The organism is Curtobacterium sp. MCBD17_032 (assembly GCF_003234855.1).
Taxonomy (GTDB): domain Bacteria; phylum Actinomycetota; class Actinomycetes; order Actinomycetales; family Microbacteriaceae; genus Curtobacterium.
This window is the reverse complement of the sequence record NZ_QKTO01000008.1, coordinates 87,139-110,364: the sequence shown is the minus strand read 5'-3', so window position 1 is coordinate 110,364 and position 23,226 is coordinate 87,139. Positions and strand designations below refer to the sequence as shown.

The following is a 23,226-nucleotide window of genomic DNA, read 5'->3' as shown; positions in this document are numbered from 1 at the left end:
GGGCTGGGAGGGCATCGGTGTGGTGGCTTCCGGTCTCGGGCGGTCGGAGGTGCTGTCGCGGTCGGGCGTCGTGTCCCGGTCGGCGGTGGTGTCCCGGCCGGGTGTGGTGTCCCCGTCGGTCGCCACGTCGTGCAGCGGGACGGTCTCGGCGTGGTCAGCCGTCGTCGTCACGTCGTGGAGCGGAACGGTCTCGGCGTGGTCGGGCGAGGCCACCGCCTCGTCCAGGGGGACGGTGCGGGCCAGGTCGAGCCGGTCGGTGTCGGTCATGCATCGAGCCTCGCGGAGACGAGGGCTCGGTCCCATCCTGCCGTCTCCCGGACCGGGGGTGGGGTTGTCCCCACCCCGACCCGACGACGCTCGCGAGCGTCGGCCGGTGATGTGTAGGATGCCGCTACTGCATCGAGGCACGAGGGGGATCCGTGAACCAGACCCAGGTCGAACGACTGTCCGCGTCGGCCGCCGTCCTGGCCGCACTCATGCCGGCCGCCGCCGTCGTCGCTGCGTGGGTGGACCCGATGGCGCTCGCCACGAGTGCCGTCGTCGGCATGCGGGTGCTCGGCGTCGTCGGCCTGGTGGCGGGAGCCGTGACGGCCGTCCTCGCCGCCCGGCGGGGCGACCGTGCAACGCTCGGCTTCGGGATCACGGCCGTCGCCCTCCCGCTCGGGGTCCTGCTGCCCACCGCGCTGCACCCCGTCGCGACCGTGCTGCTGCTCGTCGCGCGCGTGTTGCTCGTGGTGTTCGGCGTCGTGCTCGTGATGCGGTCGTCCGGATCGCGTCGCGCAGCGGGCTGGTTCGTCACGGTCGGGGCCGGGGTGTGGCTGCTGTCCGAGACCGCGATGAACGTGCTCTTCCGCGTCTGGATCCCGCCGCAGGAAGCGCTCCTGCCGCTCTTCACCGTGCCGCAGGTCGGCCAGTTCGTGGCGTTCGCCGCAGCTGCCCTGGTGTTCGTCCCGCCGCTCGTCCGACCGGTCGGTGCGGGCGTACGCCGCCTCTGGGACACCGCCGACGTGCGCTGACCCCGCCGATGTGTGCTGACCGCGCCGACGTGCGCTGACCCCGCCCGGTGCGGACGGGGACGCGCGGCACCGGAACCGGCTGCGCGCGATCGTGCCGGCCAGCACCACCGGGCCCGCCAGCACCACCGAGCCCGGCCAGCACCACCGAGCCCGGCCAGCACCACCGGGTCGGCCAGCAGGGCGTCACACGAGGGCGGCGGCGACCTCCGGCGTCTCGTCCGGCACCGACCAGGGCCGCTGCGTCATGCCGCTGTCCCCGCGGACCGACACGACCCGGCCGGCGTCGTCGCGGGTGTAGACGATGTCCTCGTCCACCGACCCGAACCGGTTGCCCGACACCATCCGGAGCGTGTCGGCGTCGACGACCTCGAGCCGGACCGGCGACTCGGTCGGCACCGGCTGCGTGGGGTCGATCGCGAGCAGACGGTCACCCACCCGAGCGATGTCGGTGATCCCCTCGAACGTCGCGAACCGGCCCGTGTACCGCGCGGGGTCGACGTCGGCGGGGATCGCCGGACCGGCCGCGTGCTCGTCGGCCGCCGCGTCGAGCAGGTGCACGATGCCGTACGCCAACATCGTCGCCGGACCGGTGGCGCTGCTCGTCAGGACGGACACGACGAACGAGGACGCAGGGTCGAAGACCGACTGCGTGATCTGTCCGGGGAACCCGCCGGAGTGGCCCCGGACCTCCCGGCCGTTGATCCGGTCCACGATGAACCCGGCGCCGTACCCGCGGGCGGCCGGGTCGGAGTCGAGCGCACTCCACGCCTTCCGCTGCGCGAGGCGCTTGGCGTGGTCGGAGAGCAGCGTCCCGCGACCCGGCACGTGCGCCGAGAAGTAGCGGACCAGGTCCGAGGCCGTGCCGTGGAATCCCGTCGCCGCGGCGAGCGCCCCGGTCGTCACGTGCGGGACCGGCTGCCGGGTGCGGGCCGTGTGGAGGCCGGTGTAGCCGACGACGAACTCGTCCTCGCGGGCGGGGTCGAACTCGGCACCGGTGCCGCGGAGCCCGAGCGGCTCGGTGATCGCGGTCCGCATGTGCTCGGCGTACGAGGTGCCCGTCACGGCCTCGATGACGAGCCCGAGCAGCCCGTAGCCGAGGTTCGAGTAGTTGAACGCCGACCCGACCGGGACCTTCGCGCCGCCCGCGACGACGAGGTCGACGAGCTGCTGCGCGTCCGGGAACGGGTGCGCGAGCGCCCAGTGGTCACCGTCGGCGCCGTCACGGACGACCCCGGCGCCCATCTCCATGAGCTCGCGGACGGTGGCGTCGGCGATCGGGGAACCCGCCTCGACGAGCGCGGGGACGAACGAGCCGACCGTGTCGTCGAGCCGCAGGGCACCCTGGTCGGCCAGCTGGAGCAGCGCGGTGGCGGTGAAGGTCTTCGAGTGCGAGGCGATCCGGAACAGGTCCGTGGTCGTCAGTCGCCGCCCGGCTGCCACGTCGGCGTACCCCCAGGCGTCGGCGAACAGTTCCTCGTCCTCGAACCCGATCGCGACCTGCACGCCGGGGAGGCGCAGCTGCCACACCTTGTAGGCGACCCACTCGCGGACGTAGGGCAGGACGGACTCGTAGGCTGCGCGCTTCTCCATGCCGACCAGCCTGGCATGTGCCACGCTCGTCGCATGCGGCACACACCCTCCTTCCTGATGACCGAGGTCGACGAGGTCCGACGGCTCGTCCGCGGCAACCCCTGGGCGACGATCGTGTCCCACACGGCAGCGGGACTCGTCGCGTCGCACTACCCGTTCCTCCTCGAGGAGCAGCCCGACGGCAGCGACGACCTCGTCCTCGTGTCGCACGTCGGCCGCCCGGACGAGGTGGCGCACGAGCTCGGGCAGCACGAGGTCCTGGTCGTCGTGCAGGGACCGCACGGGTACGTCTCCCCCGCCTGGTACCCGCCGGAACAGTTCATCCCGACCTGGAACCACACCACCGCGCACCTGTGGGGCACGCCGGAGATCCTGTCGGACGAGGAGGCCTTCCGTGTCCTCGGCGACCTCGTGGACCACTTCGAGGCCGCGATGCCGTCGCCGGTGTCGCTCGACGTCGACGCGGACGCCGCCCGCCACATCGCCCGCGGCACCGTCGGCATCCGCATCCGCGTCACCCGCTTCGACGCCCGGGCGAAGCTCAGCCAGAACAAGGCACCGGAGGTGGTCGAGCGGATCATCGCCGGCCTCCGCTCCGACGGCCCGTACGCCTCCCCCGCGCTCGCCGACGAGATGGCGCGCGTCCACGGGACCGCCACGACGACCGGCCGGGAGGCGTGATGCCGTCGACCCTGCTCCGCACCGTCCGACGGGTGGGCACCTCCGGCGCCCCCGCCGACGTCATGGTCGTCGACGGGCGGGTCACCGCGGTCGCGCCGGCCGGCACGCTCGACCCGCTCGACAGCGCCACCACGACCGGCACGGCCACCGGAGCCGACACCGAGGTCGTCGAGGCCGACGGTGCGTGGCTCGGGCCCGGTCTCCGCGACCACCACGTGCACCTCGACCAGTGGGCACTCGTGCGCCGCCGCATCGACGTGACGGACTGCACCTCCGCGGAGGAGACCGCGGACCGGCTCGCCGCCGCCGTCCGGAGCGGTGTCCCGGACCGCGTGCTCGTCGGGCACGGGTACCGGGACGGGCTCTGGCCGGGGCCCGCGCGACGGGAGCTGCTCGACCGGGCCGCGCCGGGCCTCCCGGTCGTCGTCGTGAGCGCCGACCTGCACGCGGTCTGGTGCAACGAGCTCGCCCTGGCGCACGTCGGGGCCGTGCTCGGCCGGGCGCTCCCCGCAGGCGCCGACGGTGTGCTCCGTGAGCAGGACGCGTTCGACGTCACCGGCGCGCTGTCCCGGGTGCCGGACGACCAGCTCGACGCGTACGTGGCCGACGCGGTCGAGGCGGCCGCAGCCCGGGGCGTCACCGGGGTCGTCGACCTCGAGATGGACGCCGACATCGACCGGTGGGTACGCCGGATCCACGCCGGCACGGACGGGCTGCGCATCGCCTCCGGGGTGTACCCGGCACGGTTGGACGAGGCGGTCCGGCGCGGGCTGCGGACGGGCGACGTCGTCGACGGGACCCGCGGCCTGCTCACCGTCGGACCGTTCAAGGTGATCACCGACGGGTCACTCGGCACCCGGACCGCCGCGACCGCCGACGGCGAGGGCGTCCTCAGCTGGGCGCCGGAGGACCTCGTCCCGCTGCTCCGTCGGGCCGTCGACGCCGGACTCGTCCCCGCCGTGCACGCGATCGGCGACCGCGCCGTCACGCTCGCGCTCGACGCCCTCGAGACCGTCGGCAGCCGCGGGTCGATCGAACACGCGCAGCTCCTCGCCGCGCCCGACGTGGCGCGCTTCGCCCGGCTCGGCGTCGTCGCGTCCGTGCAGCCCGAGCACGCCATGGACGACCGGGACATCGCCGACCACTACTGGGCGGGCCGCACGGACCGGGCCTTCCCGTTCGCCGCGCTCGAACGTGCGGGCGCCGCGATGGTGCTCGGCTCGGACGCCCCGGTCGCCCCGCTCGACCCGTGGGTGTCGATGGCCGCCGCGGTCGGGCGGGACCGCGACGGCCGCGAGCCGTGGCACCCGGAGCAGCGGATGTCGGCGCTCGCCGCCTGGCGGGGCTCGACGGACGGACGGGTGTCGGTCACGGTCGGCGACGTCGCGGACCTCGTGCTCGTGCCGACCGACCCGCTCGTCGCCTCGTCAGCCGAGCTGCGCGACATGCCGGTGCTCGGCACGGCCGTCGCCGGCCGCTGGACCCACCGCGACCGCTGATCGGCGGGGCTACTTCTGGTCCTTCGGGCACCAGTAGAGCTTGCGTCCCGCCATGTCGGCGACGCGGATCTCGGTGCCGCACACTCGACACGGCTCCCCCGCGCGGTGGTAGACCCAGTGGCGGTCGGCCCGGGAGCGCATCGCCTTCCGGTACTCGGCGTCGGTCAGGCCGTCCATCGTCATCATCTGTCCGATGCGGACCCCGTCGTGCAGGAGCTTCGACCAGTCCTGCCACAGCGCCTTCGCCTGCTTGACGGTGATCTTCTTCCCCGGCTTGTACGGGTCGATGCGCTGCCGGAACAACAGCTCCGCACGGTAGACGTTCCCGATGCCGCTCACCACGGACTGGTCCATGAGCAGTTGGCCGATCGCGACGTTGCGCTTCCGGACGTTGTCCACGAAGACCTTCTCGGCCTCGGGTCCGTCGTCGTTCATCGGGTCCGGGCCGAGCTTGTCGAGTGCACGCTGCACGCCGGCCGGGTCCTCCACGACGCAGGCGGTCGGTCCCCGGAGGTCGGCCACGGCGGTCTCGGTGAGGATCCGCACGCGCACCTGACCGACCGGGTCCGGTGGGAAGGCCTCGATCGGGTCCTCGACCTTCTCCTGCTCGGCCATCCGGTAGCGGGAGCGCCGCGGGGCACCGATGGAGCGGAGGGAGTCCTCGCCGTCGTCGTCCGGCACGTGCTCGGCGTCGTCGCCGTCCGCGTCGCCGTCCTCCGTGACCGTGCCGCGCTGGTTCGTCTGGCCGATCCGCCCCTTGGCGCTGCGCATCGTCGCGTCGGTCGAGATGTCGCCCGCGAAGTCCCACGCGCCGTACAGCCCGAGGTGCACCCGGAGGAACAGGTCGCCCTCGAACTCGAGGAACATCTGCTTCGCCACCGCGCGTGCGGCGATCATCTTCCGCCCGTCGAGCTGGGCGGCCCCGGCGGCGAAGCGCCCCTGCGGGCTCGAGACCTCGCAGACCTGACCGACGAAGTGCAGCTCGAACTGGCGGGCGATGCGGTGGACGGAGTGACCCTCGGGCATCGTTCTTGTCTACTCGGCCCTACTGGTCGATCTGCTTGCCGGCGATCAGGCCCGTGGTCTCGTACTCGGCGAGCTGCGCGATGCGGCGGGCGTGACGCTCCTCGCCGGAGAACGGCTCCGCGACGAAGAGGTCGACGAACCGGATCGCCTCCTCCTCGGTGTGCTGGCGCGCGCCGATCGAGATGACGTTCGCGTCGTTGTGCTGCCGGGCGAGCAGTGCGGTCGACTCGTTCCACACCAGGGCCGCACGGATGCCCTCGACCTTGTTGGCGGCGATCTGCTCGCCGTTGCCCGAGCCGCCGAAGACGACGCCGAGGGCCTGGACGCCCGCGCGCTGGTCCTGCACGACCGCGTGCGCGGCGTTGATGCAGAACGAGGGGTAGTCGTCGAGCGGCTCGTACTCGGTCGGTCCGTGGTCCACGACCTCGTGGCCGGCTTCGGTCAGGTGGACGCTGAGGGTCTTGGTGAACTCGAGGCCGGCGTGGTCCGTACCGAGGTGGATGCGCATGGACCGATCCTATTCCGGTGTTGCGCGCCGGACCGGACCTGTCCAGGTGACGGCGGACGGGCCTCCCGTCAGCGGTGCCGCACCACGACCACGACGTACCGGCACGGGTCGTCGCCCGTGTTGCGGTAGACGACGTCGGCGGGTTCGCCGAGCTCGATGCGGTCCCCCGCGCCGAGGCGGGTCGTCGTGTCGCCGACCTGGAGGTCGAGCGTCCCGTCGACGACCCAGATGCAGTGCCGGAGGAAGGCGTAGGCGCTGGCGGGGTACGCGACCTCGCGGCCGGCCGGCAGGCGCACCTCGGTCACGTCGGCCGGGAAGTCGGCGCTCGACAGCGGCCGGCGGCGGTAGCCGGTCTCCGGGTCGGTCCACGAGTCGGCGGACGCGGCGCGTTGGACGCCGCGCGCCTCGTCCGGGTCGCTGGTGCGCGGGACCTCGTGCTCGAGGGCCTCGTCGAGGAGCTGCGAGACGGTGAGGCCGAACGCCCCGGACAGACGACCGAGGATGGTCGCGGTCGGGCTGGACACGCCCCGCTCGACGCGGTTGATCATCGCGCGGGAGACGCCGGACTCCTCGGCGAGTTCGGTGAGGCTCCAGCGGCGTTCGGTGCGGAGGCGCTGTAGGCGTTCCCCGAGGCGGCGCTGGTCGGCGTCGTCGGGGTTTTCGGGCGCGGTTGCGTCCACGTCCTCCTGCACGTCTACGATGTGAGACATGGCGACAGCATATGCGACGGACGCGGTGACGATCCGCGACTGCACCCCCGCCGACCTCGACGTCGTGCACGCTCTCCACGTCGACGCCGTCCTCCACTCCACCGCGATCTGGCAGGAGGAACCGCATCCCCGGGCGTGGTTCGACACCTGGCTCGCGGAGCGGCAGGGCGACGGGTGGCCGGTCGTCGTCGCAGAGGTCGACGGCGTCGTGGCCGGGTACGCCTCGTACTCGCAGTGGCGCCCGCACCAGGGCTACCGACACACCGTCGAGCACAGCGTCTACGTCGTCGAGGGCTTCCGCGGACGGGGCGTCGCGTCGACGCTCATGCGCGCGCTGGTGGCCCGCGCGACCGCGGAGGGCCGGCACGTCATGATCGCCGGGATCTGCAGCACGAACGCGGGGTCGATCGCGCTGCACGAGCGGCTCGGGTTCGAGACCGTGACCGTCGTGCCCGAGGTCGGCCGGAAGTTCGACCGCTGGCTCGACCTGACCCTCATGCGGTTGCCGCTGGTCTGAGCGCTGCCGGCGCGCGGTGCGCGGGGCGCGGTACGGGGTCAGTCCTCGACGGTGTCGAAGACCGGGCCGGTGGTGCGGGAGCGCTTGAGCTCGAAGAAGCCCGGGTAGCGGGCCGCAGCGACGACGCCGTCCCAGAGGTCCAGCGCCTGCTGGCCCTTCGGCGCCGGGGAGATGACCGGCCCGAAGAACGCGACACCGTCGACCGCGATGACGGGCGTGCCGACGTCCTGGCCGACGCGTTCGATGCCGTCTCGGTGGCTCGCCCGCATCGCGGCGTCGGTCTCGTCGGTCCAGGCAGCGTCGGCGAGGTCGGCTTCGAGGCCCAGCTGCTCGAGGACGGCCGGTACGACCTGCGCGGGGTCCTGCTGCTGGCGGTGGTGGATCTGCTCGCCGAGCGCGTCGTAGAGGCGCTTCACGACCTCCTGGCCGTGGCGGGCCTTCGCGGCGGTGACGAGGCGCGAGTACACCTGGTTCCGCTCCATCGCCGCGCGGTACTCGGCGGGCAGGTCCTCGTTGTGCTCGTTGAGGACGAACAGGCTCATCACGTTCCAGGTCACGTCGAGGTCGCGGTGCTGCTCGACCTCGCCCACCCAGCGGCTCGTCATCCATGCCCAGGGGCAGGTCGGGTCGAACCAGAACTCCACAGCAGTCCGGGTCGCAGGGGTCGTCTCCACAGTCGTGTCGGTCACGGATCGCAGCGTACGCCCGCTCGCTAGGCTGGTCCCCGAGCCGTCCCACCGGTGCACGACGCCGGGTGGGACCCCGACACGCGGACATCGATCGTCCGCGTCCGCAGCGAAGATGGAGCGTCCGTGCCCGGAGAGAACCTCACCCGAATCGAAGCCCAGGAACGCGCCGGCATCGTCAGCGTGCAGACGTACGACGTCGAGCTCGACCTGACCCGCGGAGCCGAGACCTTCGGCAGCACCACCCGTGTGCGCTTCACCGCCACGCCCGGCGCCAGCACGTTCATCGACGCCATCACGAAGACCGTGCACTCGGTCACCCTGAACGGCACGGCGCTCGACGTCGACGCGGTGAACGACGGCGTCCGCATCCAGCTCGCCGACCTGCAGGAGCAGAACGAACTCGTCGTCGTCGCCGACGCGCTGTACACGAACACCGGCGAAGGCCTGCACCGCTTCGTCGACCCGGTCGACGACGAGGTGTACCTGTACTCGCAGTTCGAGGTGCCGGACAGCCGCCGGATGTTCGCCGTGTTCGAGCAGCCCGACCTCAAGGCCGAGTTCTCCTTCACGGTGACCGCGCCGGCGCGCTGGCAGGTCGTGTCGAACGCCCCGACGCCGGAGCCGCACGTCGACGGCGACCACGCCACGTGGACCTTCCCGCCCACCGCGCGCATCTCGAGCTACATCACCGCGCTCATCGCCGGCCCGTACGAGGTCGTCCGCAGCGAGCTCACCAGCCGCGACGGTCGGACCATCCCGCTCGGCGTCTTCGCGCGCAGGTCGCTGGCCGAGTACCTCGACCCCGACTACGTGTTCGAGACCACCCGGAAGGGCTTCGCGTACTTCGAGGAGAAGTTCGACTTCGCCTACCCGTTCGAGAAGTACGACCAGCTCTTCGTGCCGGAGTTCAACGCCGGTGCGATGGAGAACGCGGGCGCGGTCACCTTCACCGAGACCTACGTCTTCCGCTCGAAGGTCACCGACGCCATCAAGGAGCGCCGGGTCGTCACGATCCTGCACGAGCTCGCGCACATGTGGTTCGGCGACCTCGTCACCATGAAGTGGTGGAACGACCTTTGGCTGAACGAGTCGTTCGCCGAGTGGGCCTCCACCATCGCGACCGCCGAGGCCACCGAGTGGACCGGCGCATGGACGACGTTCCAGGCGATGGAGAAGTCCTGGGCCTACCGCCAGGACCAGCTCCCCTCGACGCACCCGATCGTCGCGACGATCAACGACCTCGAGGACGTCCAGGTCAACTTCGACGGCATCACGTACGCGAAGGGCGGCTCGGTCCTCAAGCAGCTCGTCGCGTGGGTCGGCATCGACGCGTTCTTCGCGGGCGTCGCGGCGTACTTCCGGAAGCACCACCACTCGAACACCGAACTCAAGGACCTGCTCGTCGAGCTCGAGGCCACCAGCGGCCGCGACCTGTCCGAGTGGTCGAAGCTCTGGCTCGAGACCGCCGGCGTGAACACCCTGCGCCCGGAGATCGAGACCGATGCCGACGGGGTCATCACCTCGTTCGCCGTCCTGCAGGAGGCCCCGTCGGACCACCCGACGCTGCGCCCGCACCGTCTGGCCATCGGCGTGTACGCCTTCACGAACGACCCGTCTGCACCCTTCGGTGCGGACACGGCCTCGTCCGGGGGCAAGCTCGACCGCGTCCACCGCGTCGAGATCGACGTCGACGGTGCCCGCACCGAGGTCCCCGAGCTGGTCGGCGTGCACCGCGGCGACCTCGTGCTGCTCAACGACGACGACCTGGCGTACGCCAAGATCCGTCTCGACGAGCAGTCGCGTCGCACCGCGATCGAGCACCTCGCAGCGATCGCGGACCCGCTCGCCCGGTCGATCGTCTGGGGTGCCGTCTGGGACGCCACGCGTGACGCCGAGTCCCCCGCCAGCGACTACGTCACCCTGGTGCTCGGCAACATCGCCACCGAGACCGAGTCGACGACGATCCGCACCACGCTGTCGCAGCTGCTCCTGGCGGCGCGGAACTACGTCGCCCCGTCGAAGTCGGACGCCACCGTGCGCACCGTCGGTGACACGCTGTGGCAGCTGGCCTCGTCGGCCGAGTCCGGTTCGGATGCGCAGTTCCAGTTCGTGAAGTTCTTCGCGCAGATCCCGTCGACGCCCGAGCACGTGGCGACGCTGCAGGGCCTGCGCGACGGCTCGGTGACGCTGCAGGGGCTCGAGGTCGACACCGACCTCCGCTGGGAGCTGCTCGAGGGCCTCGTGCTCGCGGGCGCTGCGGGCAACGACGAGATCGACACCGAACTCGCCGCCGACCGCACGGCCTCCGGTGAGCAGGCAGCCGCTCGTGCCCGGGCGACGATCCCGACCGCCGAGGGCAAGCTCGCGGCGTTCTCGTCGCTCGTCGACAGCGACGACGCGCCGAACGCGATCGTCCGACAGACCACGATCGGCTTCCAGCACGTGAACGCCCCGGTCGTGCTCGAGGGCCTCGTGCAGCGGTACTTCGAGGTCATCACGCGGATCTGGGACGAGCGCAGCTACCACATCGCCGACACAATCGTGACGGGCCTGTACCCGGCACCGCTGGCGTCGACGGAACTGCGTGACGCTGCCCGGGCCTGGCTCGACGCGCACCCGGAGACCCCGGCACTGCGTCGGATCGTCAGCGAGAACCTCGCGGGCACCGAGCGTGCGCTCCGCGTCCAGGCGGCCGACGCCTGATCCCGATGCGAGCAGCGGCGAGGCTCCGGCGTTCCTCCAGGGGCGTCGGAGCCTCGCCGTTTAGCATCGTCCGGACATGACCTCGGCAGCAGACACCACCGACGACGTCTCGAAGTGGGCGTCCAACACGTTCACCCAGTTCGTCGACACCTGGCACGTCCCGATCACGATCCTGATCGTCCTGCTCGCGGCGGTCATCATCCGCCTCGTGCTCCGCCGGACCATCAAGCAGGTCGTCGACCGCATCGTCAACGGCGTCAAGAAGCGGCAGGGCGCTGCGGACACCCAGGCCCTGGTGGCCTCCCCACTGCAGACCGCCCGCGTCGTCCAACGCACCCGGACGCTCGGCAGCGTGCTCGAGAACCTCGCGACCGTGGTGGTCGCGGTGATCGCGTTCGCGATCATCATCTCGACGGTGTTCCCGACCGCGGCGGTCGGGATCGTCGGTGGCGCCTCCGTGGTCGCCGCCGGCCTCGCGGTGGGCGCGCAGAGCATCGTCCGCGACATCCTGTCCGGCATCTTCATGATCCTCGAGGACCAGGCCGGCGTCGGTGACGTCGTCGACACCGGACAGGCGACCGGGGTCGTCGAGTCCGTCGGTCTCCGGGTCATGCAGATCCGCGACGTGAACGGCATCCTCTGGTTCGTGCCGAACGGGCAGATCCTCCGCGTCGGCAACCTGTCGCAGGGCTGGTCGCGCGTCCTCGTCGACGTCACCGTGCCGTACGACACCGACATCGACGCCGTGCAGGACGCCCTCCTGCACGCCGCGGTCACCATGTCGCAGGAGGCCCGATGGCGACAGCGGATCGTCGAGAAGCCGGAGATCTGGGGCCTGCAGTCCGTCACCGACACCGGCATGGTCTTCCGCCTGGTCGTGAAGACCCACGCGTCGGAGCTCGACGTCGTCGGGCGGGAACTCCGCGTCCGCCTCAAGCGCAGCGTCGACGACCTCGGGGTCACCCTGCCCGCGATGGCGATGATCATGCCGGAGGGGTGGGAGAACGCCACGTCGGTGAACGGCCTCCGTCCCGTCCGCACCGCGCCGGTGCCCACACCCGCGCCACGGGCCCGCCGCGGCCGGATGAACATCCTGGGCCGGGCGATCCGGACCGGCGACGACAAGGACCCTGAGGACACCCCATGACCGGACCCGCCATCCCCCTCGGTCCCCCCACGGGTGAGTCGGCATCGGGTGTCCCCGCGCAGCCCGTCACCCTCCGTGTCGGACCCGCGGGGGGCGCGGCGGGCGGTTCCCTGTTCGACCGGATCGGCGGTGCCCCCACCTTCGACCGCCTGGTGCGCCGCTTCTACGAGGGCGTGCAGCAGGACGAGGTCATCTGGCCGATGTACCCGGCAGACGACCTCGACGGCGCGGTCTGGCGGCTCTCGCAGTTCCTGCAGCAGTACTGGGGCGGCCCGTCGACGTACAGCGAGCAGCGCGGCCACCCGCGGCTCCGGATGCGGCACCACCCGTTCCGCATCACGCCCGAGGCCCGCGAGCACTGGCTCCAGCACATGCAGGACGCGGTCGAGTCACTCGACCTCGCACCCCTCGACGAGGCCGAGCTGTGGGCGTACCTCGACCGTGCTGCGCACGCGATGACGAACGCCTTCGACTGACGGCAGGACCGGACGACGGACGGGAGGCCCGTGGCGCGCTCGCCACGGGCCTCCCGTCCGTCGTCAGGAACTGAGCGTCCAGGCCCGTCGCTTCACGAGCACGTGCCCCCTGGAGGTCGTCAGGCGACTCCAGGGACCCGTCTCGAACAGCCGCACCGGTTCGGTGCCGAGGAACCCGAGGCTCTCGGCGGCGAAGCCCGCGCCCGCGGGAAGGTGCTCGACGCCGGGGATGGGCCGGCCCCACACCTCCGAGCGGACGCGGCGGACGATGGACTCCCCCGAACTCGTCGGCACGGAGGTGGCGACCTCGTCGATCCCCTGCCGGGCGGCACGGTGGAGCAGTTCCGCCGACACGTCGGGCAGCGACACCCACCCGCCTCGCGGTGGGGAGATCGCGGCCCAGGTCACGGTGTTGACCTCGAGCGGGAGCTCGACCTCGATCGGGGTGGCCCGGGTCGGGTCGGCGGCGTCGGCGTGCTCGACGTCGTTCGCTTCGGCCAGCAGCCGCAGGCGCTCGCGGAACGACCGCAGCGGCACCACGACGTCGATGTGCTCCGGCTGGGTGAGGGCGAACGTGCGCAGCCCGAGCACGGTGGGGAGTTCGTCGAGCAGCCCGAGCGGGTAGAGGATCGCCGTGTAGACGGCCAGGACACCGGAGTCGGCGATGAGTCGGACGGACCCGTCCTCGATCCGGGCGGCTCGTCCGAGGTAGGTGCGGAGGTCACCGAGCGATGCGGCGTCGGGAAGGGTGAACGAGCTGCTCATGTCACCTCGATCCTAGCCGCGCCCGTCCTGACGCTCGCTGGTCCGGTCCTCAGCGAGCTCTGAGCCCGCTCTTGGCACTCTCCGGGTTCGAGTGCTAGAACGGATGGCAGTTGAGTCAGGGCGACTCAACCGCGAAGCAATCAGTGAAGGAGTTGATCCCGATGGCCATGACCTTCGATCCGTTCCGTGAGCTGGACCGTCTCGCCGGCTCCCTCCTCAACGGAGCAGCAGCCGGGCCCCGCTCGATGCCGATGGACCTCTACCGCGCCGGCGACCACTACGTGATGGACGTCGACCTCCCCGGAGTCGACCCGGGGTCGGTCGACATCGACGTCGACGGCTCGGTGCTGACCATCCGGGCCGAGCGGACCCTCGGGGCTCCCGACGGAGCCCAGTGGCTCACGCGGGAACGCCAGCCCGGCTCGTTCGTCCGGCAGCTCACCCTCGGTGACGGCCTCGACGTCGAGCGCATCGCAGCGCACTACGACAACGGCGTGCTGAGCGTCACGATCCCCGTCCAGGAGTCGTCCAAGCCGCGGAAGATCACCGTGAGCACGAACGGCGGGGAATCCGGTTCCGCTGCCGGGGCGCAGCCGCTCGCGGTCGGACAGGGCGGTTCCGGCAGCTGAGTCGGGGCCGCTCCCGTCACCCTCGCCCGTGCCACCTCGCCTCGTCTCCACGAACCAGCTCATGCCGCACCTGATCAACGCACTGCTCTCGGTCCTCGTCGTCACCGGTGTCCTCGCCGGCCCGAGCCTCCGTCCCCGCCTCGCCCTCCTCCTCGGCGTGACGGGCTCGGTCGTCGCCAACCACCTCGTCTGGCTCGTCGCGCCCCGCGTCTGGTCCCACGCGCTCACGCCGTGGGCGGCCAGCGTGGGCGGGGCACTCCTCACGGTCGCCGCCTGGAGCCTCCTCCGGACGTCCCCGACGGCGGCGAGCCTCGTCGATCCGGACGTGGTCGTCCGCGATGACGGGGATCCCCTCACCGGGCAGGGGGACCCGGTCGCGACCGAGGTCCTCGACCTCGATCCCGGAGCAGGTCTGCAGCGGCCGCCGGCCTCCTCGGTCACACCGGGACGGGTTCGTAGACTGACGGCGTGATCCGCGAACCCGACTTCCTCACCACCCTGCGACTCGAGGACACCGGTGCGAGCACCCGGGAGACGATCCTGACCGGCGCCAGCCACTGGTCACCCGGGGGTCGGGTGTTCGGCGGCCAGGTGCTCGCGCAGTGCATCGTCGCGGCGCAGTCCACCATCGAGGGCCGGGACATCCACTCGGTGCACGGCTACTTCCTCCGCCCGGGTGCGATCGACGTCCCGATCACGTTCGGTGTCGAGCGGATCCACGACGGTCGTTCGTTCGCGACGCGACGAGCGCAGGCGTACCAGAACGGTCTCCCGATCTTCTCGATGATCGCGTCGTTCCAGGTCCCGGACACCGGCGCGGAACACCAGGACCCGTTCCCCGTGGACGTCACCGACCCGGAGGAACTCCCGTCGGCGGCCTCGGTGCTGGCGGCCGTCGACCACCCGACGGCACAGGCCTGGGCAGAGCGCTCGATCGACCTGCGACACGTCGACGGGCCCGTCTACGTGGACGTGCAGGGCGCACGCGTCGCGCACCAGGCGGTGTGGTTCCGGGTCGAGGGCGCCCTGCCGGACGATCCGGCACTGCACCGCGCCGTCCTGGCCTACGCGAGCGACCTGTCCCTCCTCGAACCGATCATGCGTCGACACGGCGTCGCGTGGGGCACCCCGGGCGTGAAACTGGCGAGCCTCGACCACGCGATGTGGTGGCACCGCGACGGTCGGGCCGACGACTGGGTGCTCTACGCGCAGGAGTCACCGAGCGCCCAGGGCGGCCGGGGCCTGGCGCTCGGCCGCATGTTCTCCCGCGACGGACGACTGCTGGCGACCGTCGCGCAGGAGGGCATGATGCGCCTGCCCACCACGTGAAGCAGGCCCCGCTCGAGGAGCGGGGCCTGCAGCGGCGCCTGGCCCAGCGGAGCTGGTCAGCACCCGACCGGGGTCACGGCCGGGAGAACTGCACGGGCGGCTCGATGTACGGCTGGCATGCCGCTCGCTCGGCTTCGGTGAGTCGACGTGGCCGGTTGGTCGTCGCGTCCACGAGGACGAGCGCCGTCGTGGCACGCGTGTACAGCTCCGCCGGCTCGTGTCCCACGGGCGACCAGACCTCGTACGAGATGTCGAGGCTCGCCCCACCGATCCGCCCGATCCACAGCTGGATGTCGAGCGGTCGGCGGAAGTACGGCGTCGACGCCAGGTACTCGAGCCGCTGCGCCGCGATGACCGTCATCGTCCCGGAACCCGGACGCCCGTCGATCACCGGCTCCGGCGCGGACCCCGACTCGTCGACCTCGTCGGGGTCCGGCGCCCAGAACGCCAGCACGCGTGCTTCTTCGAGCAGCCGGAGCATCGCGGAGTTGTTCACGTGCCCGTAGGCGTCGATGTCGCTCCAGCGGATGCGGACCGGTGCGTGCAGTCTCGCCACGCGGACTAGTCCCGCGTGAGCTTGCGGTACGTCGCGCGACCGGGCTTGGCGGCGTCGACCCCGAGGCGCTCGACCTTGTTCTCCTCGTACGCCTCGAAGTTGCCCTCGAACCAGTACCAGTTGGGCGTACCGTCCTCGTTCAGGCCCTCCCACGCGAGGATGTGCGTCGCGATCCGGTCGAGGAACCACCGGTCGTGCGTGATGACCACGGCGCAACCGGGGTACTCGAGCAGGGCGTTCTCGAGGCTGCCGAGCGTCTCGACGTCCAGGTCGTTGGTGGGCTCGTCGAGGAGCAGCAGGTTGCCACCCTGCTTGAGCGTCAGCGCGAGGTTGAGACGGTTGCGCTCACCGCCGGACAGGATCCCGGCGCGCTTCTGCTGGTCCGGGCCCTTGAACCCGAACTGCGACACGTAGGCGCGCGACGGGATCTCGGTCTTGCCCACCTGGATGTAGTCGAGTCCGTCGGACACGACCTCCCACAGGTTCTTGTTCGGGTCGATGCCGCCACGGCTCTGGTCGACGTAGGAGATGTCGACGGTCTCGCCGATCTTCAGCTGGCCACCGTCGAGGGGCTCGAGGCCGACGATCGTCTTGAACAGCGTCGTCTTGCCGACACCGTTCGGGCCGATGACCCCGACGATGCCGTTGCGTGGCAGCGTGAAGGACAGGTCGCCGATGATGACGCGTTCACCGAACTGCTTGTGGAGGTGCTCGGCGTCGACGACCTGGGAACCGAGACGCGGTCCGACGGGGATCACGATCTCCTCGAAGTCGAGCTTGCGCGTGCGCTCGGCCTCGTTGACCATCTCCTCGTAGCGGGCCAGGCGGGCCTTCGACTTCGCCTGGCGGCCCTTCGCGTTGCTGCGGACCCAGTCGAGCTCGGACGACAGCCGCTTGGCGAGCTTGGCGTCCTTCTTGCCCTGGACCTCGAGGCGGGCGCGCTTCTTCTCGAGGTAGGTCGAGTAGTTGCCCTCGTACGGGTAGAGACGACCGCGGTCGACCTCGGCGATCCACTGCGCGACGTGGTCGAGGAAGTACCGGTCGTGGGTCACGGCGAGCACGGCACCGTGGTACTGCTGCAGGTGCTGCTCGAGCCACTGCACGCTCTCGGCGTCGAGGTGGTTGGTGGGCTCGTCGAGCAGGAGCAGGTCGGGCTTCTGGAGCAGGAGCTTGCAGAGCGCGACGCGGCGCTTCTCACCGCCGGACAGGTGCGTGACGAGCTCGTCCCCCGGGGGGCACTGGAGCGCGGCCATCGCCTGCTCGAGCTGCGAGTCGAGGTCCCACGCGTCGGCCGCGTCGATCTCCTCCTGCAGTGTCCCCATCTCTGCGAGGAGCGCGTCGAAGTCCGCGTCCGGCTCGGCCATCGCGGCCGAGATCTCGTTGAAGCGCGTGAGCTTGCCGTGGATCTCCCCGACGCCCTCCTGCACGTTCTCGAGCACGGTCTTGGTCTCGTCGAGCTCGGGCTCCTGCATGAGGATGCCGACGGTGAAGCCCGGGGTCAGCTTCGCCTCACCGTTGGACGGCTGGTCGAGCCCGGCCATGATCTTCAGGATCGTCGACTTGCCCGCACCGTTCGGTCCGACGACACCGATCTTGGCGCCGGGGAGGAACGACATCGTGACGTCGTCGAGGATCAGCTTGTCGCCGACCGCCTTGCGGGCGCGGACCATCTGGTAGATGTACTCAGCCATATCGCTCCGAGTCTACCGATGCGGCGTCACGCCCGCGCCCCCCGAGGTCCGCCTCGCCGCCGGGTGGATCCGTCCGCGGTGCGCCGCGACCCGCACGGGGGGTGTTGCATCCGCGAACTCGGACGTACCGTGACTGCGCCCGTCAACCGCGGGCACGGTCGCACGACCACTCGAGAGGATCAGGACATGCTCAAGGAACGCCTCCGCCGACTCGCACTGCCGCTCGTCGGCGCGACCGCCCTCGCCGTCGCCCTCGTGGCGCCCGCGGCTCCCGCGATGGCCGGACCGGCCGCACACGGCAAGCCGTACCTCATCTACACCGCGTTCCTCGTCGAGAAGGGGTCCGGGACGGGCTACTCGTCGTACATCAACGTGCACGACGCGCACAACAACGCCCTGTCCGTGGGCATCCAGTCCGACACGGGCTCCCCCGAGAGCAAGGGTCAGCCGCGGTTCATCTGGGAGCGCGTGCAGAACGGCAAGTTCACGTACGGCTACATGAGCGCCGCGTCGCACGCGAAGCAGGCCGTCGGGCTCCGCTGGTACAAGAACAACGTCGCCGCGATCATGCTCAAGGGCAAGACCGTGGGGACGATCGACATGAAGCTCCAGGGTCGGTTCTTCTTCAACGCAGAGGCCAACGCCCGACTCAACGGTGACGTCGTGCACTCCCAGGTCAACGACATCGCCATCACGGTGGGTGACACCCCCAAGAACACCGGACTCGTCGGCAAGTGGAACACGAACTTCTCGTTCCACGGCCTCAAGGCACGGCAGACGAACAGCCCGAAGATCCAGGGCGCGAACTTCGTCATCGACGGACGGGTCACCGGGCTGCCGCGCAACGGCAACTGGGACACGACCGAGGTGGCCGGCATCGCGATGATCGCGCAGCGGTGGTGACCGCTCCTCGCTGACCACGCCGCCCGGTCCCGTGTCGACGCATCCGTCGCCGTCGGGGCCGGGCGCCGTCGCGTCCGGCGTCGGGCGTCGGGCGTCCGGCGTCCGGCGTCCGGCGTCCGGCGTCCGGCGTCCGGCGTCCGGCGTCCGGCGTCCGAGCCGAACGTCTCAGGCACGTCGTCCAGGCGCCTCGACCGGACCGCCCACGCTCCTGTACCGCGCCGCGCTCACGCTGCGGCACGCGGGTCTGCGCCGATGCCGTCGGGATCGTCGGGATCGTCCGGGTCGTCCGGGTCCCCGTCCTCGAACGCGGCGGACTCGAAGGCATCGCCCGTCGGGACGAACCGGGGCGCACCGGACGCCGCGGGGGACGGCTCGTCCGGAGCGTGGAGGCCCGGACCCGGCGTGAGGGCGTCCGGGTGTGCGTCGGGTTCCAGGTCGTGACCGTGGCCGACCTCGTGCTCGTCGGGCACCACCTGCGCCCGCTCCGCGTCCGTCCGGAGGTGCTCGGCGACCTCACCGGTCTGCGGGTCGACGGTCGGCCCCGGCGCTCCTGGACCGTGTCCGGTCGGCGAGTCGTTCACGTGGCGCGGCACGCGGATCCAGTTGCTGATGCCCCACGCCAGGTCGTGACCGATCGCTTCGGCGTCGACCTCGACGGAGGTGCCGCCACGCCCGTCGCGCTCCCAGTTCCGGATCCGGACGCGTCCGGTCACGACGATGCGGTCGCCCTTCTTGACGGACTTGTGGACGTTGGCGGCGAGCGACCGGAACGCCGTGACGGTGTACCAGTTCGTGGGGCCGTTGGCCCAGCTGGACGTGCCGCGGTCCCAGCGGCGCGACGGCGAGGCGAGGCGCATGCTCGTGATGGCGATGCCCGTCTCGGTGCCGAGGTGGCGGGGTTCGGTGGCGACGATGCCGCAGACCGTGATCGTGTCGTTCATGCACCGATCGTCGGTCGCCGACCCGCCCGCGTCGGCGGCGTAGGAGCGATCTGTGGACAGGAGGCCCGGACCACGGTCCCTGTGCAGGGAAGGTGATCCGGGCCTCCCGGTCGAGCTCCGCGTCAGCGGTCCGCTCGGTCAGTGCTGGTGGAACTCCGGCCGATCCGCGAGCGGACCCATCGCCTTGTGGACCGCACCCTTCGCCGACTGGAGTGTCGGGTACGTCCCGCCTGGACCGCGCCGTCCGTAGAGCTCCACCCGGAACCCGTCGGCCGCGCGGTGGATCGTGCCCACCGCTCCGGCCGGACCGACGGCGACCCAGGTCCCCGTCGTCGTGTCCGACATCGTGTCGTTCGTCATCCTCCGACCACCTCCTCGTGGCCCCGGCGCCCCTCCGTCAGGACGCCAGGATGTACTGACCGTACGCCTTGCGCACCTTGTTGACCTTGGGCAGCGCGACGGCGAGGCAGTAGCCCTGACCCGGGTTCTTCGCGAAGAAGTCCTGGTGGTGCTCCTCGGCGCGGTGGAAGGCACCGAGCGGCTCGATCGTCGTGACGACGCCACCGTCCCAGATGTCCGAGGCACGCTCGATCGCCCGCTCGAACAGGGCACGCTGGTCGTCGTCAGCCGGGAACACCGCGGAGCGGTACTGCGTCCCGACGTCCGCGCCCTGGCGGTCGAGCTGCCGCGGGTCGTGGAGGGTGAAGAAGACGTCGAGCACGACGTCCGCCGGGAGGACCGCCTCGTCGAAGGTGACCGCCACCGCCTCGGCGTGACCGGTCGTCCCGGTGCACACCTGCTCGTAGGTGGGGTGCGGGTCGTGGCCGCCGATGTACCCGGACACGACGTCCTGCACGCCCTGGAGCGTGCGGTAGACGGCGTCGAGACACCAGAAACAGCCACCGGCGAGGACGAACGTGGTCATGAGGACTCCCTTCCTGGCTCCGGAGAGCGCCTGCTTGACTCCCGTCCACAACACGCGGGCTACCGATCGGTGTTCCCCACCGGGGTCCCCACCCCTCCGGCGTGTCGGTGGTCGGCCGTACGGTCGTCCCAGATCGCCCGACCAGGAGGCCCACATGCAGTCCACGACGGACGCCCGGCTCAGCATCCACCCGCCCCGCCCGACGGCGCGGTCGCGGGGCGACCTGCGGATCCTCGACGTCCGCGACGACCTCAGCCGCGTCACCCGGGCGAACGGGGAGATCGTGGGCTACGTCGACCGGGTCGACGTGGCCGGGGGTACCGCGTACCGGGCTCGTCGCTACGTCGCTGCCGAGCGGCGGTTCGTCGAACTCCCGAACGTGTGGAACGCCGAGGACGCGGTCGACACCCTCCGCTGGTGACACCGCGCTGGTGACCACGCGTCGGTGACCACGCGTCGGTGACGTCGCGCTGGTGCCGGCGGGGTCGGACGCGGATGTGCGTCCCGTCCGCCTGTCCTCCCCGGGACCCGCCCGATCCGGAAGTACGGTACGCGCATGCAGTGGTGGAACGACCTGATCGACTGGACCTCGTCCGACACGGGCTGGCGCGTGCTGTCGGGGGCGGTCATCCCCTTCGTCGCGATCATCGTGGCGGGCATCATCGCCGCGCTGATCGGCCGCGGTGCCGCCAAGCGCGTCGTGGCCCACCAGGAGCGGGAGTCGCGGAACGCCGCCGTCGCCGCGCTCGTGTCCGCGGCGCGCAAGGCCTCCGACTGGGGATCGCTCGGACATGACGAGCGCGCCTACGCCGACCACCTGGCGGAGGACGCCGACATCCGCCTGCGCCTGCTCCCGATCGCCGGCGCACCGATCGCCGCGGACTGGGCCCAGCACGAGATCGCGGACATCAAGAAGAACTCCTCCACCTTCACCTCCCAGGCGGACACCTCGCTCGCCGAGTTCCGTGACCGGATGCTCGAGTGGCAGGCGCGGCCGAACCGGGCACGCAAGCTCTTCAAGAGCGACCTGGAACGGTGGAAGTTCGACGCACCCGACCCGGACGCCGACCTCATCAAGCGGCAGCAGGAGTGGAACGCCGACAAGGTCGACGCGTCCCGGTCGCCCGAACCGGCTCCCACGCCGACGACCACCTCTCTCCGTCCGGCGCAGCCCAGCGTGGTCCCGGCCAGCCCGAGCCCCTCCCAGAGCGGCCAGGACGCGACCGTGCCGATCTCGGACAACGCCACCCGCCCGTACTCAGAGGGCGAGACGACACCGATCCGCCCGACGCTCGGATCCCCCGCGTTCCGGGCCCCCGCTCCGACGCCCGCCGCCACGGCGCCCGGGTGGTCGGCTTCCCGCGACACGGACAACGACGACGCGGTCGACGACGTCCGGATCGACACCCCGAGCCGTTCGGGCTCCGCGGACCGCTCCCCCGCCCAGCGGAACGAGCAGCCCGCACGGAACGACCTCCCCGCTCCCCGCGACGGCCGCTCGCTCGACGGCGACCAGGTCCGCGACGACCAGGGGGACGACGTCGCTGCGCCGTCGGCCGCCTCGTACGCGAACCCGGTCAGCGCCAGTGAACTGCGTCGACGCGCGGACGACGACGAGTGACCCGACGGACGAGCTGAGCGCCGACGTCACGACGAAGGCCGCCACCCGGACTGGGTGGCGGCCTTCGTCGTCGGTGCCCCCGGCAGGAATCGAACCCGCGGCACGGTGGGTAGAAACCACCTGCTCTATCCACTGAGCTACGGAGGCGGACGCCGACGATTGTATTCGGTGCCGGCCTGCAGGCGGTCGACGAAGCGCTCGGCCTCCCGCTGCGACCGCAAACGGACGATGCGGAGGTGCGGCGCCGAGTCGGCGAGCGCCGGCACCCGCCTGCGCGTCTCGTTCCGCGTCGCGATCCCCCACCGCAGGATGTGCTCGCGACGGGTGACGAAGGTCCACAGCGGGGGCTCGACGTTGCCGTTCCACAGCTCCGTCCGCTGGAGTCGGCGTCGGACCGTCCTCCGCAGCAGCCGCCAGAACGCCACCGGCTTCGGCAGGTCCAGCCACACCAGGGTGTCCGCGCGGTCGACGAGGAGCGCCCGCACCGACCGGTACTGCCACTCGGTCACCCACGCCGGTGCAGACGTGAACGCGTCGACCTCCTGTACGAAGGTCGGCCGGACCGTCCATCCAGGACCGTGGTAGAGCCCGTCGATCTCGGTGTGCGGAGCACCGATGGCCCGCGCGATGCGTCCGGCGACGGTGGTCTTGCCGACGCCCGCGGTACCCGCCACCAGGACACGTCGGGGCGGCGGGTCGAGGACGTCGTCGGCTCCGAGCATCCCCCGACCATAGACGAGCGTCGCCGGGGCGATCGGACGTGGCGGCCCGACCCGCTTCCGGAACGGTTCGTCGCCCGTCCCCCTGTCGTTCCCCTCGGCGTCACCACCGCTCCCTACGTTTCCCAGCATGAGCCCTCCCTCCGCGTGCTCGCGGTGATCCCGGCACGGGCGGGATCGAAGGGCATCCCCGGCAAGAACCTCCGCGAGGTCGCCGGACGCTCGCTCGTCGCGCGGTCGGTCGCAGTCGCCCGGGCCGCCCGGACGGTCGATGCGGTCATCGTCAGCACGGACGGCGACGCCATCGCGGGCGAGGCGGTCGCGGCGGGTGCCCGGGTGGTCCGCCGACCGGTCGACCTCGCCGGCGACGAGGCCTCCTCCGAGTCCGCGCTCCTGCACGCCCTCGACGCGTTCACCACCGAACCCGACACCGGCACACCGGAGGTGCTCGTCTTCCTGCAGGCCACCTCCCCCTTCACCGACCCCGTCGACATCGACCGCGCGGTCGAGCGGGTCCTCACCGGCGCCGCCGACGCGGTGCTCGCCGCGGCACCGTCACACGCGTTCCTCTGACGCACCGCGGCG

27 protein-coding genes and 1 tRNA gene are annotated in these 23,226 nt (G+C 71.5%); 14 read left to right on the top strand and 14 right to left on the bottom strand.

Annotated elements, in window-relative coordinates:
- Positions 1-267, bottom strand: a 267-nt coding sequence (locus DEI91_RS11815; RefSeq protein WP_146244283.1) for a hypothetical protein, incomplete at its 3' end; no start/stop codon positions are given.
- Between the two features lie 152 nt (positions 268-419).
- Here DEI91_RS11815 and DEI91_RS11810 point away from each other — a divergent pair.
- Positions 420-1,016, top strand: coding sequence for a hypothetical protein (locus DEI91_RS11810; protein WP_111052476.1), 597 nt, complete (start codon positions 420-422; stop codon positions 1,014-1,016).
- 183 nt (positions 1,017-1,199) lie between these two features.
- Here DEI91_RS11810 and DEI91_RS11805 read toward each other — a convergent pair whose 3' ends face one another.
- Positions 1,200-2,606 (bottom strand): serine hydrolase, encoded by a 1,407-nt coding sequence (locus DEI91_RS11805; protein ID WP_111052475.1) that lies wholly within the window; start codon positions 2,604-2,606, stop codon positions 1,200-1,202.
- Between the two features lie 33 nt (positions 2,607-2,639).
- On the opposite strand from DEI91_RS11805, the gene DEI91_RS11800 reads away from it, so the two are divergent.
- On the top strand, positions 2,640-3,287 hold the full coding sequence (locus tag DEI91_RS11800) for an FMN-binding negative transcriptional regulator (RefSeq protein WP_111052474.1): 648 nt from the start codon (positions 2,640-2,642) through the stop codon (positions 3,285-3,287).
- Entirely contained in the window at positions 3,287-4,786 is a 1,500-nt protein-coding gene (locus DEI91_RS11795; RefSeq protein WP_111052473.1) for an amidohydrolase, read from the top strand. Before DEI91_RS11800 ends, DEI91_RS11795 begins: the two co-directional genes overlap by 1 nt.
- Before the next feature lie 9 nt (positions 4,787-4,795).
- Here DEI91_RS11795 and DEI91_RS11790 read toward each other — a convergent pair whose 3' ends face one another.
- The 3 genes from DEI91_RS11790 to DEI91_RS11780 form a co-directional block, all read right to left on the bottom strand.
- Entirely contained in the window at positions 4,796-5,812 is a 1,017-nt protein-coding gene (locus tag DEI91_RS11790; RefSeq protein ID WP_111052472.1) for an Fpg/Nei family DNA glycosylase, read from the bottom strand.
- Positions 5,813-5,831: 19 nt separating this feature from the next.
- Complete coding sequence (locus tag DEI91_RS11785; RefSeq protein WP_111052471.1) at positions 5,832-6,320, bottom strand: ribose-5-phosphate isomerase; 489 nt, start codon at positions 6,318-6,320, stop codon at positions 5,832-5,834.
- 68 nt (positions 6,321-6,388) lie between these two features.
- Positions 6,389-7,030, bottom strand: a complete 642-nt coding sequence (locus DEI91_RS11780; RefSeq protein ID WP_111052470.1) for an XRE family transcriptional regulator — start codon at positions 7,028-7,030, stop codon at positions 6,389-6,391.
- Between DEI91_RS11780 and DEI91_RS11775 the strand changes: the two genes are divergently transcribed.
- Positions 7,029-7,547 (top strand): GNAT family N-acetyltransferase, encoded by a 519-nt coding sequence (locus DEI91_RS11775; protein ID WP_111052469.1) that lies wholly within the window; start codon positions 7,029-7,031, stop codon positions 7,545-7,547. The genes DEI91_RS11780 and DEI91_RS11775 overlap by 2 nt on opposite strands.
- Positions 7,548-7,585: 38 nt before the next feature.
- Here DEI91_RS11775 and DEI91_RS11770 read toward each other — a convergent pair whose 3' ends face one another.
- A complete protein-coding gene (locus DEI91_RS11770) occupies positions 7,586-8,236 on the bottom strand; it encodes a DsbA family protein (protein ID WP_258374406.1) in 651 nt (216 codons plus the stop codon).
- Between the two features lie 123 nt (positions 8,237-8,359).
- Between DEI91_RS11770 and pepN the strand changes: the two genes are divergently transcribed.
- The 3 genes from pepN to DEI91_RS11755 all read left to right on the top strand — a co-directional run bounded on the left by pepN (position 8,360) and on the right by DEI91_RS11755 (position 12,562).
- Positions 8,360-10,939, top strand: coding sequence for an aminopeptidase N (pepN, locus tag DEI91_RS11765; RefSeq protein WP_111052492.1), 2,580 nt, complete (start codon positions 8,360-8,362; stop codon positions 10,937-10,939).
- A 76-nt stretch (positions 10,940-11,015) separates the two neighbouring features.
- A complete protein-coding gene (locus tag DEI91_RS11760) occupies positions 11,016-12,086 on the top strand; it encodes a mechanosensitive ion channel family protein (protein ID WP_111052467.1) in 1,071 nt (356 codons plus the stop codon).
- Positions 12,083-12,562 (top strand): globin, encoded by a 480-nt coding sequence (locus tag DEI91_RS11755; RefSeq protein ID WP_111052466.1) that lies wholly within the window; start codon positions 12,083-12,085, stop codon positions 12,560-12,562. Before DEI91_RS11760 ends, DEI91_RS11755 begins: the two co-directional genes overlap by 4 nt.
- A gap of 63 nt (positions 12,563-12,625) precedes the next feature.
- On the opposite strand, the gene DEI91_RS11750 is transcribed toward DEI91_RS11755, so the two are convergent.
- Positions 12,626-13,327 carry a hypothetical protein gene (locus DEI91_RS11750; protein WP_111052465.1) on the bottom strand — a complete coding sequence of 234 codons (702 nt, stop codon included), beginning with the start codon at positions 13,325-13,327 and terminating at the stop codon, positions 12,626-12,628.
- A 161-nt stretch (positions 13,328-13,488) separates the two neighbouring features.
- Here DEI91_RS11750 and DEI91_RS11745 point away from each other — a divergent pair, with 161 nt between their 5' ends.
- From DEI91_RS11745 to DEI91_RS11735, 3 genes are read left to right on the top strand one after another with little or no spacing between them, the layout of a single operon-like run.
- Positions 13,489-13,956, top strand: coding sequence for an Hsp20/alpha crystallin family protein (locus tag DEI91_RS11745; protein WP_111052464.1), 468 nt, complete (start codon positions 13,489-13,491; stop codon positions 13,954-13,956).
- A gap of 28 nt (positions 13,957-13,984) precedes the next feature.
- The gene (locus DEI91_RS11740) at positions 13,985-14,428 is read left to right on the top strand and encodes a hypothetical protein (RefSeq protein WP_146244282.1); all 444 of its coding nucleotides are present in this window, start codon (positions 13,985-13,987) and stop codon (positions 14,426-14,428) included.
- Positions 14,428-15,285, top strand: coding sequence for an acyl-CoA thioesterase (locus tag DEI91_RS11735; protein ID WP_375537686.1), 858 nt, complete (start codon positions 14,428-14,430; stop codon positions 15,283-15,285). Before DEI91_RS11740 ends, DEI91_RS11735 begins: the two co-directional genes overlap by 1 nt.
- 73 nt (positions 15,286-15,358) lie before the next feature.
- Here the strand turns inward: DEI91_RS11735 and DEI91_RS11730 are convergent, their stop codons facing one another.
- Together DEI91_RS11730 and ettA are read right to left on the bottom strand one after the other, a co-directional pair.
- The gene (locus DEI91_RS11730; RefSeq protein ID WP_111052461.1) at positions 15,359-15,841 is read right to left on the bottom strand and encodes a thioesterase family protein; all 483 of its coding nucleotides are present in this window, start codon (positions 15,839-15,841) and stop codon (positions 15,359-15,361) included.
- A gap of 5 nt (positions 15,842-15,846) precedes the next feature.
- Positions 15,847-17,532, bottom strand: a complete 1,686-nt coding sequence (gene ettA / locus DEI91_RS11725) for an energy-dependent translational throttle protein EttA (RefSeq protein WP_111052460.1) — start codon at positions 17,530-17,532, stop codon at positions 15,847-15,849.
- A 186-nt stretch (positions 17,533-17,718) separates the two neighbouring features.
- Here ettA and DEI91_RS11720 point away from each other — a divergent pair, with 186 nt between their 5' ends.
- Entirely contained in the window at positions 17,719-18,435 is a 717-nt protein-coding gene (locus DEI91_RS11720) for a hypothetical protein (protein ID WP_111052459.1), read from the top strand.
- 224 nt (positions 18,436-18,659) lie between these two features.
- Here DEI91_RS11720 and DEI91_RS11710 read toward each other — a convergent pair whose 3' ends face one another.
- The 3 genes from DEI91_RS11710 to msrA all read right to left on the bottom strand — a co-directional run bounded on the left by DEI91_RS11710 (position 18,660) and on the right by msrA (position 20,301).
- A complete protein-coding gene (locus tag DEI91_RS11710) occupies positions 18,660-19,376 on the bottom strand; it encodes a single-stranded DNA-binding protein (protein ID WP_111052457.1) in 717 nt (238 codons plus the stop codon).
- A 138-nt stretch (positions 19,377-19,514) separates the two neighbouring features.
- Positions 19,515-19,736 carry a methyltransferase gene (locus DEI91_RS11705; protein WP_258374405.1) on the bottom strand — a complete coding sequence of 74 codons (222 nt, stop codon included), beginning with the start codon at positions 19,734-19,736 and terminating at the stop codon, positions 19,515-19,517.
- 37 nt (positions 19,737-19,773) lie between these two features.
- On the bottom strand, positions 19,774-20,301 hold the full coding sequence (gene msrA / locus DEI91_RS11700) for a peptide-methionine (S)-S-oxide reductase MsrA (RefSeq protein WP_111052456.1): 528 nt from the start codon (positions 20,299-20,301) through the stop codon (positions 19,774-19,776).
- A gap of 154 nt (positions 20,302-20,455) precedes the next feature.
- Between msrA and DEI91_RS11695 the strand changes: the two genes are divergently transcribed.
- The gene (locus DEI91_RS11695) at positions 20,456-20,722 is read left to right on the top strand and encodes a hypothetical protein (RefSeq protein ID WP_111052455.1); all 267 of its coding nucleotides are present in this window, start codon (positions 20,456-20,458) and stop codon (positions 20,720-20,722) included.
- 135 nt (positions 20,723-20,857) lie between these two features.
- Positions 20,858-21,922, top strand: a complete 1,065-nt coding sequence (locus DEI91_RS11690; protein WP_111052454.1) for a hypothetical protein — start codon at positions 20,858-20,860, stop codon at positions 21,920-21,922.
- Positions 21,923-21,996: 74 nt separating this feature from the next.
- Here DEI91_RS11690 and DEI91_RS11685 read toward each other — a convergent pair.
- Together DEI91_RS11685 and DEI91_RS11680 are read right to left on the bottom strand one after the other, a co-directional pair.
- A tRNA-Arg gene (locus DEI91_RS11685) sits at positions 21,997-22,069 on the bottom strand.
- Positions 22,060-22,644, bottom strand: a complete 585-nt coding sequence (locus DEI91_RS11680) for an AAA family ATPase (RefSeq protein WP_111052453.1) — start codon at positions 22,642-22,644, stop codon at positions 22,060-22,062. Before DEI91_RS11680 ends, DEI91_RS11685 begins: the two co-directional genes overlap by 10 nt.
- A 144-nt stretch (positions 22,645-22,788) precedes the next feature.
- Between DEI91_RS11680 and DEI91_RS16475 the strand changes: the two genes are divergently transcribed.
- The gene (locus tag DEI91_RS16475; protein ID WP_220038083.1) at positions 22,789-23,214 is read left to right on the top strand and encodes a cytidylyltransferase domain-containing protein; all 426 of its coding nucleotides are present in this window, start codon (positions 22,789-22,791) and stop codon (positions 23,212-23,214) included.
- Positions 23,215-23,226: the final 12 nt, after the last annotated feature.